13 protein-coding genes are annotated in these 14786 nt (G+C 59.9%); 4 read left to right on the plus strand and 9 right to left on the minus strand.

The window, feature by feature from the left end; genetic code table 11:
• Positions 1-151: 151 nt before the first annotated feature.
• Complete coding sequence (locus tag ACX3YF_RS04555) at positions 152-1285, plus strand: AGE family epimerase/isomerase (protein ID WP_458973465.1); 1134 nt, start codon at positions 152-154, stop codon at positions 1283-1285.
• Between the two features lie 102 nt (positions 1286-1387).
• On the opposite strand, the gene ACX3YF_RS04560 is transcribed toward ACX3YF_RS04555, so the two are convergent.
• From ACX3YF_RS04560 to amaB, 9 genes are all read right to left on the minus strand, one after another.
• Positions 1388-2158 (minus strand): SDR family oxidoreductase, encoded by a 771-nt coding sequence (locus tag ACX3YF_RS04560; RefSeq protein WP_090328573.1) that lies wholly within the window; start codon positions 2156-2158, stop codon positions 1388-1390.
• 163 nt (positions 2159-2321) lie between these two features.
• The gene (locus ACX3YF_RS04565) at positions 2322-2651 is read right to left on the minus strand and encodes a hypothetical protein (protein WP_223272664.1); all 330 of its coding nucleotides are present in this window, start codon (positions 2649-2651) and stop codon (positions 2322-2324) included.
• A gap of 360 nt (positions 2652-3011) precedes the next feature.
• The gene (locus ACX3YF_RS04570) at positions 3012-3731 is read right to left on the minus strand and encodes an ABC transporter ATP-binding protein (RefSeq protein ID WP_103403304.1); all 720 of its coding nucleotides are present in this window, start codon (positions 3729-3731) and stop codon (positions 3012-3014) included.
• Positions 3728-4600 (minus strand): ABC transporter ATP-binding protein, encoded by an 873-nt coding sequence (locus ACX3YF_RS04575; RefSeq protein WP_130204889.1) that lies wholly within the window; start codon positions 4598-4600, stop codon positions 3728-3730. Before ACX3YF_RS04575 ends, ACX3YF_RS04570 begins: the two co-directional genes overlap by 4 nt.
• Positions 4597-5880, minus strand: a complete 1284-nt coding sequence (gene livM, locus ACX3YF_RS04580; RefSeq protein WP_047536823.1) for a high-affinity branched-chain amino acid ABC transporter permease LivM — start codon at positions 5878-5880, stop codon at positions 4597-4599. The genes ACX3YF_RS04575 and livM overlap by 4 nt, the downstream gene beginning before the upstream one ends.
• Before the next feature lie 3 nt (positions 5881-5883).
• Entirely contained in the window at positions 5884-6798 is a 915-nt protein-coding gene (locus tag ACX3YF_RS04585; protein ID WP_047536821.1) for an ABC transporter permease subunit, read from the minus strand.
• Between the two features lie 171 nt (positions 6799-6969).
• Positions 6970-8103: an ABC transporter substrate-binding protein gene (locus ACX3YF_RS04590; protein WP_130204893.1), complete on the minus strand. Its 1134-nt coding sequence runs from the start codon at positions 8101-8103 to the stop codon at positions 6970-6972.
• A gap of 360 nt (positions 8104-8463) precedes the next feature.
• Positions 8464-9747, minus strand: a complete 1284-nt coding sequence (gene amaA / locus ACX3YF_RS04595) for an L-pipecolate oxidase (protein ID WP_198131923.1) — start codon at positions 9745-9747, stop codon at positions 8464-8466.
• Between the two features lie 153 nt (positions 9748-9900).
• Positions 9901-11391: an L-piperidine-6-carboxylate dehydrogenase gene (gene amaB, locus ACX3YF_RS04600; RefSeq protein WP_458973466.1), complete on the minus strand. Its 1491-nt coding sequence runs from the start codon at positions 11389-11391 to the stop codon at positions 9901-9903.
• Between the two features lie 175 nt (positions 11392-11566).
• Here amaB and ACX3YF_RS04605 point away from each other — a divergent pair, with 175 nt between their 5' ends.
• The 3 genes from ACX3YF_RS04605 (at position 11567) to nadE (ending at position 14674) form a co-directional block, all read left to right on the plus strand.
• Positions 11567-12478: a LysR family transcriptional regulator gene (locus ACX3YF_RS04605; RefSeq protein ID WP_130204899.1), complete on the plus strand. Its 912-nt coding sequence runs from the start codon at positions 11567-11569 to the stop codon at positions 12476-12478.
• A 140-nt stretch (positions 12479-12618) separates the two neighbouring features.
• A complete protein-coding gene (pncB, locus tag ACX3YF_RS04610; RefSeq protein WP_458973467.1) occupies positions 12619-13842 on the plus strand; it encodes a nicotinate phosphoribosyltransferase in 1224 nt (407 codons plus the stop codon).
• A gap of 4 nt (positions 13843-13846) precedes the next feature.
• Entirely contained in the window at positions 13847-14674 is an 828-nt protein-coding gene (gene nadE / locus ACX3YF_RS04615) for an ammonia-dependent NAD(+) synthetase (RefSeq protein ID WP_130204903.1), read from the plus strand.
• The last annotated feature ends 112 nt before the right edge of the window (positions 14675-14786 follow it).

Raw genomic sequence — 14786 nt, forward strand, 5'->3', positions numbered from 1 at the left:
TGATGACCTCTTCGCGGGCTGGCTCGTTCCCACAATGAAATGCCTACCCCTGTGGGAGCGAGCCTGCTCGCGAAAGCGGCCTGACAGACAACACACCGCTCAGGCCTGCTAACATGTCGCGCAATCGCCCCAGCCGTGACGACGCCAGCCAATGCCGCCTGTTTCCCGCTCCGCCTCCCAGCCTGAACTGACCGCCCTGTTTTCCTCGGTGCAACAGCACTTCAAGGACGTGATCGTGCCCCTGTGGCAAGGCCCCGGCTGGAATGCCGACATGGCGCTGCCCTATGAGGCGCTGGACGCCGAGCATCAGCCCCTGCCCCCTCAGCGCTACCGGGCCATGGCCTGTGCGCGACAGCTGTACCTGTTTGCCAGCCTGATCGGCCAGGTGCCGGCCGCCGAAGAACGCGCGGCAGCCCTGTTCCGCTCTTTGCAGCGGCATTTTCACGACGCCGAGCATGGCGGCTGGTTCTACAGCATCGACCCGCACGGCGCGCCGCTGGATCAGCGCAAAGACCTCTACACCCACGCCTTCATCCTCTTCGCTTGCGCCCATTACTGGGACAAAGTCCGCGAGCCGCTGGTGGAGTCGGTGCTCAACGCCGCGCTGGAAGTGATCGCCCGGCGATTCGCCACGGGTGATGGCCTCTACGAAGCCAGCCTCGACCGCAACTGGTCGTCCCTGGGCAGCGGGCCGCTGCAAAACCCGTTGATGCACCTGGCGGAAGCCTTTCTCGCCACCCTGGCAGTCCGCGAAGACCGCGCCGTGCAACGGGCACTCCTCGAGTTATGCACAGCCATGCAGAAGCGCTTCATCGACCCGCAACATGGGGTGTTGATGGAAAAACCGCTGGGGTCTGTGGATAACTGGTTTGAACCGGGGCACCAGTTCGAATGGTATTTCCTGCTGGAGTCATCGCCGCTGCTACGCGGCTCGACACTGCATGCGTCCCTGGAGCGCGCCTTTGCCTTCACCGAGCAACTGGGGGTCGATCAACAGACCGGTGCGGTGCGGGCCATGCTCGACTTCGGACCGGACGGCGGCTCTCGGGACGCCACACAGCGCATCTGGGCCCAGGCCGAATACCTGCGCGCGTTGACCCTGCGTCCGCACAGCGAGCCCGCGGTGCTGCGCCAGTTGCAGGCGCTGCAACAGCATTCGCTGCACTCGCGAGGCTGGTACGAGTGCCGTGACGAGCAGGGACAAGTGAGCCGTCGGGACATGCCGTCGACCACGCCTTATCACTTGGCGACCTGTTATCGCGGGTTGGCTGAATATCTGCGCTGACTGTTCAAGCGCTTTCGCGAGCAGGCTCGCTCCCACACCAGGTCCTGTGCATGCAGATCCATTGTGGGAGCGAGCCTGCTCGCGATTGGCCGCGATGCGGTCTTAAGCCTTGCCACCACTGCGATCAATGGCAAACCCGGCCCAGGTCTGGCTCACGGGCATCAGCTCCAGGCTGTTGATGTTGATATGGGCCGGCGCATTGAGGACCCAGAAAATGGTGTCGGCAATGTCTTGCGGCTGGATCGGATCGGCACCGGCGTAAGTGGCGTTGTAACGCTCCTGATCACCGGCAAAACGCACCAGCGAGAACTCGCTCTCGCACAGGCCAGGTTCGATGTTGCTGACCCGCACGCCCGTGCCTTGCAGATCGCAGCGCAGGTTCAGGGAGAACTGTTTGACGAACGCCTTGCTCGCGCCATACACGTGGCTGCCCGGGTACGGGTAGTTGCCGGCGATGGAACCCAGGTTGACGATGCCGGCACCACGACCGTGGGCGATCAGGCGCGGCAGCAGCAGACGGGTGCTGTACATCAGGCCTTTGATGTTGGTGTCAACCATGGTGTCCCAATCATCCAGATCGCACTTGGGTGCCGGGTCAACGCCCAGGGCCAGGCCAGCGTTGTTGATCAGGCCGCGCAGCTTGGCGAAGGACGGCGGCAGGTTGGCAATAGCCTCTTCCATGGCCTTGCGGTCACGCACATCGAGGACCAGGCCATGAACTTCTGTCTGCTTCGACAGTTCGGCGCACAGCGCGTTGAGGCGTTCTTCACGACGACCGGTCAGCACCAGTTTCCAGCCGGCCTCGGCAAAACGACGGGCACAGGCTTCACCAAAACCGGAAGTCGCGCCGGTAATAAACAGGGTGTTGGACATCGTGTTCTCCTTGCTTCGGCTGATCGACAGCCATTGGAATAGAAAATCAGCAGGCAGCATGCCCGGCCTTGTCCACAGCGGCAACCACCACCCAAGCTGTACAAAAAACGATCAAACCTTGCAACCCCTTGACCAGCGTGGCCTGCAGACAGGTGCGCGCATGTTATCCACAGGTGGGTCCACAGTCTTTGGGGGCAAGTGGAAAAAGCTGAAAGCCGCTATCCACAAGGCTTTGCGACGGATTTTGAAATTTTTTTACTTGACCCTCATTGGTCTGCTGTGCACCAAAGGGCAAACAACCCGACCGGGCGGTCAAGTCGATGATGGCGCCAAGCCTGTAACCACGGCCTTTATCCGGGTCTTTCCAGAGTTTAGTCACAGACTTATCCACAGGCTTGTCCACGCCTTTTCGAGCGGTTTTCGACGCCAATAAAAAGGTTGACAAAGCGGTCTCATCGCTGCGCAAAAACGCCTGATCAAAAAACAACCACACGCCTGCAGGCCTCGAATTCAAAGGCGTTCAGCCAGCTACTCCCACGTTATTCACAGCCAGCTCCACAGCAAACGGGGACAAGTCAAAACCGTGACAAAACAGTTATTTGCAGCGGCTTTATGTCGCGCTTTCAGAGCTTGGGAATTTTGTTTTCCACAATTTCATCGAGGCCGCCACAAAACCCTGTGGGAGCGAGCCTGCTCGCGATGGACGTCAACGAAAACGCGAATATTCTGAATAAACGCGCAGTCCTGAAGACCTTCGCGAGCAGGCTCGCTCCTTCAAGGGATTGTGGCGAATTGGAGGTGTAAAAAAGCCCCGGCGATTGCGCGCCGGGGCTTGGGTTACATCAGGCTGGAATCAATGCCCGCCGAGATAAGCGTTACGCACATCCTCGTTGACCAGCAGCTCCTTGCCAGTGCCGGTCATGCGGATCTCGCCGTTGACCATCACATAGGCCCGGTCCGAAAGCCTGAGGGCGTGGTTGGCGTTCTGCTCGACCAGGAAGATGGTCATGCCGGTCTTGGCCAGTTCCCGCAGGGTGGCGAAGATCTGTTTCACCACAATCGGCGCCAGCCCGAGGCTAGGCTCGTCCAGCAGCAACAGTTTCGGGCGGCTCATGAGCGCACGGGCGATGGCGAGCATTTGCTGCTCGCCGCCGGACATGGTCATGGCGCGCTGGTTGCGCCGCTCTTCGAGCCGCGGGAACAGTTCGAACATGCGCTGCATGTCTTCCTTGGCGTACTTGTCACCGATCGGGATGGTGCCCATCAGCAGGTTTTCCTCGACGGTCATGTCGGGGAACACCCGCCGCCCTTCCGGCGATTGCGCGATGCCGTTGGAGGCAATGTAGTGCGACGACTTTTGGGTAATGTTCACACCTTGATAGAGAATCTGCCCGCTCGCCGCCCGTGGCTGGCCGAAAATCGACATCAGCAGGGTCGACTTGCCGGCGCCGTTGGAGCCGATGAGGCTGACGGTTTCACCTTCATTGATGTGCAGCGAGACTTTCTTCAGGGCCTGGATCGGCCCGTAAAATACGTCCAGCTCCTTGAGTTCGAGGATGGCACCGTTAGTCATGCGAGCTCCTCTTCGTCGGCGCCCAGGTAGGCGGCAATCACTTTCGGGTCGTTACGGATATCGTCAGGGCCACCCTCGGCGATGACGATGCCGTGGTCCAGCACCACGATGTGATCGGAAATACTCATTACCATGCCCATGTCGTGTTCGATCAGCACCACGGTCAGATCGTGCTCGTCGCGCAGCAGCCGGATCATCGCGCTCAGCGCTTCGGTTTCCTGAGGGTTGAGGCCGGCGGCCGGTTCGTCGAGGCAGATGATCTGCGGACGGGTGCACATGGCCCGGGCGATTTCCAGGCGACGCTGCTGGCCGTAGGACAGTTCACCGGCCAGACGGTTGGCACAGTCCACCAGGTCCACCACTTCCAGCCAGTAGAACGCATGGTCCAACGCATCGCTTTCGGCCTTGCGATAGCCCTTGGTGTTGAGGATGCCGGCCAGCATGTTGCGGTTGACCCACATGTGCTGGGCCACCAGCAGGTTTTCCAGCACCGACATTTCCTTGAACAGACGAATGTTCTGGAAGGTCCGCGCCAGGCCGGCACGGTTCACCAGGTGGGTGCCGCCGAACGCCTTGTAGAACAGGCGACTGGCGAAGGATTTCGGCGAGACGAAATCGGTCGGCTTGAACGATTCGCCGAGCAACTTGATGACGTTGGTTTTCTCGCCGCGCACATTCAGTTCGATCTTGCCGCCCGAGGCCTTGTAGAACCCGGTCAGGCAGTTGAACACGGTGGTCTTGCCGGCACCGTTGGGGCCGATCAGGGCGAAGATCGAGTTGCGCTTGACCTGCAGGCTGACATCATTCAACGCCTTGATGCCGCCGAAGTGCATCATCAGCTTCTCTACAGAGAGTACGACTTCGCTCATGGCGCTACTCCTTTACGCGGGGTCACACCGGTACGGCTGATCCGAATCAGGCCGCGCGGTCGCCAGATCATCATCAACACCATCAGGATGCCGAACAGCAGCACGCGGTACTCCGCAAAGCCGCGCAGCAGTTCCGGGGCCACGGTCAGCACGAAGGCCGCCATCACCACACCGATGGTCGAACCCATGCCGCCGAGCACCACGATGGCGAGGATCAGCGCCGATTCGAAGAAGGTGAACGAGGTCGGGTTCACAAAGCCCTGGTAGGTGGCAAAGAACACGCCGGCCAGACCGGCCGTCGAAGCGCCGATGGTAAACGCCGAGAGCTTGACCAGTACGTGGTTCAGCCCCATGGAGCGGCAGGCGATCTCATCTTCACGCAGGGCTTCCCAGGCACGACCCACCGGCATCTTGACCAGACGATGCTTGATGTAGAGCACAGCCAGCACCACCAGGAACAACACCGCATAGATGAAGTAGTACTTCACGTCCGGGTTATAGGCGATACCGAAGAACTCGTGGAAAGGCACCCCGCCATCCTTCGCCCGCTTGCCGAACTCGAGGCCGAAGAATGTCGGCAACGGTGCCGGCATGCCGTTCGGCCCCCCCGTCAGGGACAGCCAGTTGTTGAGGATCAAGCGGATGATTTCACCGAAACCCAGGGTCACGATCGCCAGGTAGTCACCGTGCAAACGCAGCACCGGGAACCCGAGGATGCAACCGGCCAGACCGGCGGTGATCGCCGCCAGAGGCAGCACCGTCCAGAAGCCCAGTCCCAGGTACTGATACCCGAGCGCCAGACCGTAGGCCCCGATGGCGTAGAACGCCACATAACCCAGGTCGAGCAGGCCGGCCAGGCCGACCACGATGTTCAGCCCCAGCCCCAGCAACACATAGATCAGGCCGAGGATAACCACGCCCAGCAGGTAGGAGTTGGAGAAGAACGGAAACACCACCGCGATGACGATCACCAGCGGGATGATCCAGCGCAGGCGGGATTTGTAATCGGGTGGCAGTACATGCACCCCGGAGCCGGTGGTTTCAAAACCTTCGAGGATTTTCAGGCCCTTCGGGGTTTGCAGGAACAGGCTCAAGACAAAGCGACCGGCCATGACGATGGCGACAATCCATGCCACCCGGGTCGTTTCCAGGTTGAAGCCGTAGCCGTCGAGCACGACGCCGACGATCGGTCCGAACACAATCAGGGCGATGAGACCGGCAAGAATCGCGTCAACCAGACTTTTTTTGACATCAATGGATTTTTTAGTGGTTGAAGACATCGCTTACACCTTCGACACAAGAGGACGGCCGAGCAGGCCTTGAGGCCGAAAGACCAGAACGAGAACCAGCAGCGAGAAGCTGAAAACGTCTTTGTAGTCCGAGTTGACCAGACCGGAGAACAGCGACTCGGAAATCCCGAGAATGATCCCGCCGAGCATGGCGCCAGGCAGCGAACCGATTCCGCCGAGCACGGCGGCGGTGAACGCCTTGATGCCGATGATGAAGCCGGCATAGAAGTCGAATGTGCCGTAGTTCATGGTGATCAGCACACCGGCCAGGGCCGCCATCGCTGCACCGATGATGAACACATAGGAGATCACCCGATCGGTGTTGATCCCGAGGATCGAGGCCATCTTGCGGTCTTGCTGTGTTGCGCGGCACATGCGGCCGAGCTTGGTGTACTTGATGATGTAGGTCAGCACGGCCATGCCGGCAAACGCGGCGACCAGAATGAAGACCTTGGTGTAGGTCAACTGCACGAAACCGGTGCCGATGTCGACGCGCCAGGCACCCGTCAGCAAGGTCGGTACACCTTGTTGCTTCGCGCCTTGGGCGATCTGTGCATAGTTTTGCAGGATCAGCGAAATACCGATGGCGCTGATCAGCGGTGCCAGTCGGGTGGAGTTACGCAGGGGTTTGTAGGCGACACGCTCGATGACCCAGCCATACACCGCCGTGACGACGATGGTGAAGATCAGAGTGCCGAGCATCAGCAGAGGGAAGGATTCAATACCGAAGTATGCCAGCAGAGCCAGACTGATTGCCGCGAGGTAAGCGGAAATCATGTAAACCTCGCCGTGGGCGAAGTTGATCATGCCGATGATGCCATAGACCATTGTGTAGCCGATGGCGATCAGGCCATAGACCGACCCGAGGGTCAGGCCGTTGACCAGTTGCTGCAGGAAAATACCATCCATAACGCAATCTCACGCATTTGAGAGACTGCACAGAAGCCGGTTGCGACGGACCGGGGTTCAGCCGCCGGCGCAACACGGTTGTGTGCAGCTCTACGAGAAAAGACAGGTACTGCACGGACATGTTTCAGGATTGCCCGACACCCAGGGCGTCGGGCAAATCAGCTGTTCATATCACTTCTGTTTTTCCAGTTGATGGTATTTGCCGTCCTTGTCCCACTCGTAAACCACGTAGTCGGAGACTTTCAGGTCGCCCTTGCTATCCCAGGACTTCTCGCCCATGACGGTCTTGACCGGGTGTGCTTTCAGCCATTTGGCAGCGTCCTCACCCTTGTTGGACTTGGCGCCGTTGAAGGCTGCAGCCAGGGTCTGGACCGAAGCGTAGGCATACAGGGTGTAGCCCTCTGGCTCGGTGCCTTTTTTGCGGAACTCGTCTACCACGGTCTTGCTGTCTGGCAGCAGGCGTGGGTCGGCGCCGAAGGTCATCAGCACGCCGTTGACGAATTGCGGGCCGCCAGCGGTGGTCACCAGTTCGTCGGTCACGATGCCGTCGTCGGACATGAACTTGACGTCTTTGAGGCCTTGTTCACGCAGTTGACGAACCAGAGGACCGGCTTCCGGGTGCAGACCGCCAAAGTAGACGACATCGGCGCCGGCACCGCGGATTTTGGTCACGATGGTGCTGAAGTCTTTCTCACCACGGGTCAGGCCTTCGTACAGCACTGGCGTCACGCCGCGCTTGACCAGTTGAGCCTTGGTGGCATCTGCCAGACCCTGGCCGTAGGTGTCCTTGTCGTGCAGCACGACAACCTTCTTGCCCTTGAGCACGTCGACGATGTAGTCGCCGGCCACGATGCCTTGCTGGTCGTCACGACCGCACATACGGAACATGGCGCTCAGGCCGCGTTCGGTAACCTGTGGGTTGGTGGAGCCTGGAGTGATCGCGATGATGCCCGCTTCGTCGTAGATCTCGGAGGCCGGGATGGTCGACGAGGAGCAGAAGTGACCGACCACGCCGGCGACTTTCTGGTTGGTCAGGTCCTTGGCGACCGTCACAGCCTGTTTCGGTTCGCAGGCGTCATCGCCCTTGACCAGTACGATTTTTTCCCCGTTTACGCCGCCCGCTGCGTTGACCGCATCGGCAGCTGCCTGCGCACCCTTCATGTACTGCTCGCCAAATGCCGCGTTGGCGCCCGTCATTGGACCCGCTACGCCGATCTTGATGTCAGCCTGAGCAAACGCAGAAACACCCAACGCAGTTGCCACTGCGAGGGCCAGAAAGCCTTTCTTGTAAAACGTCTGGGACATGAGGTGGTGCTCCAAGGTTTTTTTAGTTGGCACTGCGACTTCGTTAATGCTCAGAGCAAGTGCCGTGCCATCGGTTTTTTATTCTGAAAAAAGTCGCTGCTTTATTGTTATTTTGACTGTTTCGATCCCATTTTCATTGGGTGTGCAACCGTCTAAACCAGAGAAGGTGAAACCTTTTATTTATTGAGGCGCAACCCTCCCGTGCCATCATTGCAACCACTACACCAAACGGTGTGCAACCCGCCTGTAACAACCCACGTCACCGAACTGCACACTGCTGGTGCGGTACTGCTACAACCCGCACCATTACAGGCTAGTCGCTGCGCGAAAAAGCGCCGCTCTCCAGCACGATTTCAATCATCAAATGACGATCCGCAGGCACTGGCCCGCGTGATACAGCGAAAAGCCCGCCTCATAAAGACAACTGCGCAACCCGACCCCGGCCAATGGCTGCATGGGTGCAAAGGGAATCGGTAGCGCTTGAGGATTTCCGTTACACAAATAATCGGCAAAGGCTTTACCGACGACTGTACCCGTGGTCACGCCCCGGCCGTTGTAACCGGTGACTGCCACTAAACCGGGCGCCGGCTCGAACAGACGCATCAAATGATCGGGGGTGAACGCAATGCGACCGGTCCAGGTGCACTCCCACTCCACCGGTTTGAGGTAAGGGAAATAATGCTGCTGGACGCGATCGGCCCACGCCTTGAGGAACCAGGTCGGTTTCTGATTGCCGTTGCCCAGACTGCCAAGCAACAGACGACCGTCTTTATCGCGGCGAATGCTGCTGAGCACCTGGCGGGTATCCCAGGAACCCTGGCCACCCGGAAGAATGTGTTGCGCGGCCTCTTCCGTCAGCGGCACCGACGCCACCTGGTAGTAATAACCGGGGAAGAAATTGCGCCGTAATTCCGTCCAGTCGCCCTCGGTGTATGCATTGGAGGCAATCACCACTTGCTCGGCCAGTACCGAACCCTGGGCGGTCTGCACCGACCAGCGCTGGCCCTGGCGTTCGAGTCGGGTGACCGGGGAATGATCGAACAATTGACCACCGAGGCCGATGGCCGCTTTGGCCAGCCCCGTGGTGTAGGCCATGGGATTGACCGTGCCGGCACGCCGATCGAGCAAGGCGGCGGCGATTTTTTTGGTACCCGTGGCTTGTTCGCAAGCCTGCCCGGTCAGTAGCTCGACCGGCGCGCCACGGCGCTTCCACTGTTCTTCGCGACTGCGCAGATCCGCTTCACCGCGGGCGTTGTGCGCCATGTGCAACGTGCCTTCACGGCGTAACTGGCAATCGATGTTGTATTTGTCGACCAGGCTGAACACCAGGGCCGGAGCCGCACCGAGCATGCGGTTGAGCTGACTGCCGACCGCCTCGCCAAACCCGGCTTCAATGTCGTCCGGTGGAATCCACAGGCCGGCATTGACCAGCCCGACGTTGCGCCCGGAACCGCCATGTCCGGCGCGATGGGCTTCGAGCACGCAAACCGTTTTACCCTGCTCCAGCAAATGCACGGCCGCCGACAGACCGGTAAAACCGGCGCCGATGACGCAGACATCGACCTTCACCTCTCCCTTGAGCGCCGCGTTGTCAGGCCTTTGCGGCGTCAGTTTTTCCCAAAGACACTCTTCGCGTAACGGCATTGCCAGACTCCAACAGAAACCTAACCAACACAAAGTTCAAATGTGGGAGCGAGCCCGCTCGCGATTGCTATCTGCCAGTCGACCACTACGTGACTGACGCACCGCTATCGCGAGCAGGCTCGCTCCCACAGGGGATCACTGTATGACTGACGCTTAATCGAACGTGATGCCTTGAGCCAATGGCAACTCCAGCGAGTAGTTCACGGTGTTGGTCTGACGGCGCATGTAGCCGCGCCATGCGTCGGAGCCGGACTCGCGACCACCGCCGGTTTCTTTCTCGCCACCAAACGCGCCGCCGATTTCCGCGCCGCTCGGGCCGATGTTGACGTTGGCAATACCGCAATCGCTGCCCACCGCCGACATGAACTGTTCGGCTTCACGCACATCGGTGGTGAAGATGCACGAAGACAGGCCTTGCGGTACAGCGTTGTTCAAACGCAGGGCTTCGTTGAAATCGCTGTAACCGACCACATACAGGATCGGCGCGAAGGTTTCGTGGCAGACCACGTCGCTCTGCTCCGGCATTTCGACGATGGCCGGCGAAACGTAGTAAGCGTTCGGGAATTTGTCTTCGAGCTGACGCTCGCCGCCGAATACCTTGCCGCCTTCGCTCAGGGCCTGCTCCAGCGCGTCCTGCATGTTTTCGAAGCTTTGCTTGTCGATCAGCGGGCCGACCAGGTTGCCTTCCAGTGGATGGCCGATACGCACTTTGGAGTAAGCGGCTTTCAGGCGGGTGACGATCTCTTCCTTGACCGATTCGTGGGCAATCAGACGACGCAACGTGGTGCAACGCTGACCGGCAGTGCCGACGGCGCTGAACAGGATGGCGCGAACGGCCATGTCCAGGTCGGCGCTTGGGCCGAGGATCATGGCGTTGTTGCCACCCAGTTCCAGAATGCTGCGGGCGAAGCGCGCGGCGATTTTCGGCGCCACTTCACGGCCCATGCGGGTGCTGCCGGTGGCGCTGACCAGCGCGACACGCGGGTCGTCGACCAGGGCTTCGCCGGCATCGCGGCCACCGATGATGACCTGGCTCAGGTGCGGTGGAGCATCGCTGAAGTTCTTCAGCACGCGGTCGAACAGTGCCTGGCAGGCCAGGGCGGTCAGCGGCGTCTTTTCCGACGGCTTCCAGATCACCGGGTTGCCACAGACCAGTGCCAGCGTGGCGTTCCAGGCCCAGACCGCGACCGGGAAGTTGAACGCACTGATCACGCCGACGACGCCCAGCGGGTGCCAGGTTTCGCGCATGTGGTGGCCAGGACGCTCGGAAGCGATGGTCAGACCATACAACTGACGGGACAGGCCGACGGCGAAGTCGCAGATGTCGATCATTTCCTGAACTTCACCCAGGCCTTCCTGGGTGATCTTGCCGGCTTCCCAGGACACCAGCTCACCGAGATCGGCCTTGTATTCACGCAGGATGTCGCCCAGTTGACGCACCAGTTCGCCACGGCGCGGCGCCGGAACCTTGCGCCACAGCTCGAACGCATGATCTGCGCGACTGATGTGCTGCTCAACTTCGGCGGCACCTTCCCAGTTCACGGCGGCGATGCGGCTGCCATCGATAGGCGAATGCACCGGCACTTTGCCGTTCTGGTACAGGGGCGGGTTTACACCAAGACGATCAAGCAATGCGGCAACCATGGGTGACTCCTCAAGCAAAAAACGGAACGGGCGCAGCCGGAAAATCACGGCTGATCAGGCCTGTAGTTTTAGCTCCCCCGAGGTTACTCAACAAACGACCTTTAAGAGAGATATCATTCCGTTTATTCATGTTGTGCATTGCTGGCAATAAAGAGACAAGTACAAAGGATCGCCCATGCTGAACAAACGCTATTTGCCATCGATCGCTGCGCTGCAGTGTTTCGAAGCCGTGACCCGGCATCTGAGCTTCACCCGGGCCGCCGAAGAGTTGAATCTGACCCAGAGTGCGGTGAGTAAACAGGTCGCGCAACTCGAAGAGCTGTTGCAACACTTGCTGTTTCGCCGGGTGCGCCGACGCCTGCAAATGACGCCAGCGGGCGACTTGTACCTGGTCGAGGTCAGAAAAATCCTCACGCAAGTCGAGATGTCGACCCATTACCTGCGCTCCTATGGCGGTGAAACCGAAGTCCTGCGCGTTTCCACGCCACCGACTTTCGGCGCGCGCTGGCTGGTGCCACGCCTCAAAGGCTGGCGCCTGCGTCATCCATCGATTCACCTGGACCTGTGCAGCGAACAGGAAGCCGACGACCTGCTGCAAGGGCGCAGCGACCTGGCGTTCTACTTTGGCCAGGGCTCACGGCCCGGCACCGAATGCCTGAAGCTGTTCGGCGAGGAGCTGGTGCCCGTCTGCGCCCCCGGCAGCCTGCCGGCCGAGCCGTTCACCGATCCAACGCAACTCACCGATCTGGTCCTGCTGCAAAACGCCTCGCGCCCCCAGGCCTGGCATGACTGGTTCGACAGTCAGGGCTACCACACCGAACACAGCTACCACGGCCCGCGTTTCGAAACCTTCTACATGTGCATCCGCGCGGCGCAAGTCGGCTGTGGCGTGGCGCTGCTGCCACGGTTTCTGGTGGAAGAAGAGTTGGCGGACGGCAAACTGGTCATTCCCTGGAAGCATGCAATGCCCAGCACGGATGCGTATTACCTGGCGTACCCGGAGCATTCGGCGGAAGTGCCGAAGGTGCGGGATTTCGTGAAGTGGATGCTGGAGCAGGTTGATAGCCCGGAGCCTCCACAACGTTAGGCCTTGGCCATCCCCTGCGGGAGCGAACTTGCTCCCACAGGGGATCTGTTGTGATCCAAGAAATCGCTGGCAATCCAGCCCTCTGATATGCGCCACTAGCGCCATTGATCAATACCGCTGCAACGCTGGAGATTCCCGTTATGAGCGAGAGTGTGTTTGCCGATCGCATCGTGCAGAACCTGCTCGACACCGACTTCTACAAACTGACGATGATGCAGGCGGTGCTGCACAACTACCCGAACGTGGAAGTCGAATGGGAGTTTCGTTGCCGCAACAGTGAGGATTTGCGCCCTTATCTGGCGGAAATCCGTTACCAGCTCGAGCGCCTGGCCGAGTTGAGCCTGAGTGCCGACCAGTTGAGCTTCCTGGAGCGCATCAGCTTCATAAAGCCGGATTTCCTGCGCTTTCTCGGGTTGTTTCGCTTCAACCTGCGCTACGTCCATACCGGTATCGAAAACGGAGAACTGTTCATCCGCCTGCGCGGTCCCTGGCTGCACGTGATTCTGTTCGAAGTGCCGATGCTGGCGATCGTCAGCGAAGTGCGCAACCGCTACCGCTATCGGGAAGTCGTTCTGGAACAGGCGCGCGAGCAGCTTTATCGCAAGTTCGACTGGCTGACCGCCAACGCCAGCAGCGACGAGTTGTCCGAATTGCAGGTCGCCGACTTCGGCACCCGCCGTCGCTTCTCGTACCGCGTGCAGGAAGAAGTGGTGAACGTGCTCAAGCATGACTTCCCGGGACGTTTTGTCGGCACCAGCAACGTGCACCTGTCCCGGGAACTGGACATGAAACCGCTGGGCACCATGGCCCACGAATGGATCATGGCCCACCAGCAGCTCGGCCCGCGACTGGTTGACAGCCAGATTGCCGCGCTCGATTGCTGGGTCCGTGAATACCGTGGCCTTCTGGGCATCGCCCTGACCGACTGCATCACCATGGATGCCTTCCTCGGTGATTTCGACCTGTTTTTTGCCAAGCTTTTCGACGGTTTGCGCCATGACTCGGGCGATCCGGTGGTTTGGGCGGAAAAAGCCATCGCCCACTATCACAAGCTCGGCATCGACCCGATGAGCAAGACGTTGACGTTCTCCGACAGCCTGACACTGCCCAAGGCCCTGGAAATATTCCGCGCGCTGCGTGGGCGGATCAACGTCAGCTTTGGCATTGGCACCAACCTGACGTGTGACATTCCGGGTGTCGAACCGATGAGCATCGTGCTTAAAATGACGGCCTGCAACGGCCAGCCGGTGGCAAAGATCTCCGACGAGCCAGGCAAGACTCACTGCAAAGACCCGAATTTCGTCGCCTATTTGCGACACGTTTTCCAAGTTCCTGCCCTTCCCAGCGTATCTAGCAAGGAGTGAATTCATGCAAGCCGTACAGCGTGAGATTGCTGAACAGCTCAAGGTCCAACCGCCGTTTGCCGACGAGGCCGCCCTCAAGGCTGAAGTCGCCCGGCGGATTACCTTTATCCAGGACTGCCTGGTCAATTCCGGGCTCAAGACCCTGGTACTGGGCATCAGTGGCGGTGTCGACTCCCTGACCGCGGGCCTGCTGGCCCAGCGTGCCATGCGTGAACTGCGCCAGCGCACGGGAGACGATCAATACAAGTTCGTCGCCGTGCGCCTGCCGTACGAAACCCAGTTCGATGAACACGATGCCCAGGCCTCCGTGGATTTCATCGATCCGGACGAGCGCCACACCGTGAACATCGGTCCGGCGGTCAAGTCACTGGCCAATGAAGTCGCGGCCTTTGAAGGCAAGCATGCGGTCTCGGTGGACTTCGTACTCGGCAACACCAAGGCGCGTATGCGCATGGTCGCCCAGTACACCATCGCCGGTGCCGCCCACGGCCTGGTGATCGGTACCGATCACGCGGCAGAGGCAGTGATGGGCTTCTTCACCAAGTTCGGCGATGGCGCTTGCGATCTGGCACCGCTCAGCGGCCTGGTGAAAAACCAGGTCCGGGCCATCGCCCGCAGCTTCGGTGCGCCGGAATCGCTGGTGGAAAAAGTACCGACCGCCGACCTCGAAGACCTGTCCCCTGGCAAACCGGACGAAGCGTCCCACGGCGTGACCTACGCCGAGATCGACGCCTTTCTGCATGGCGAGCCGGTGCGCGAGGAAGCTTTCAACATCATCGTTGGCACTTACAACAAGACGCACCACAAGCGGGTGATGCCGTTTGCGCCTTGATTCTTGAATGAATGAAAAAGCCCGCTGAAGGGTTGATCTTCAGCGGGCTTTTCTTTGGCCATTGCATTCACTGATGCTGATGACCCCTTCGCGAGCAGGCTCGCTACCACAT

The organism is Pseudomonas fluorescens group sp. PF-69, from assembly GCF_054481235.1.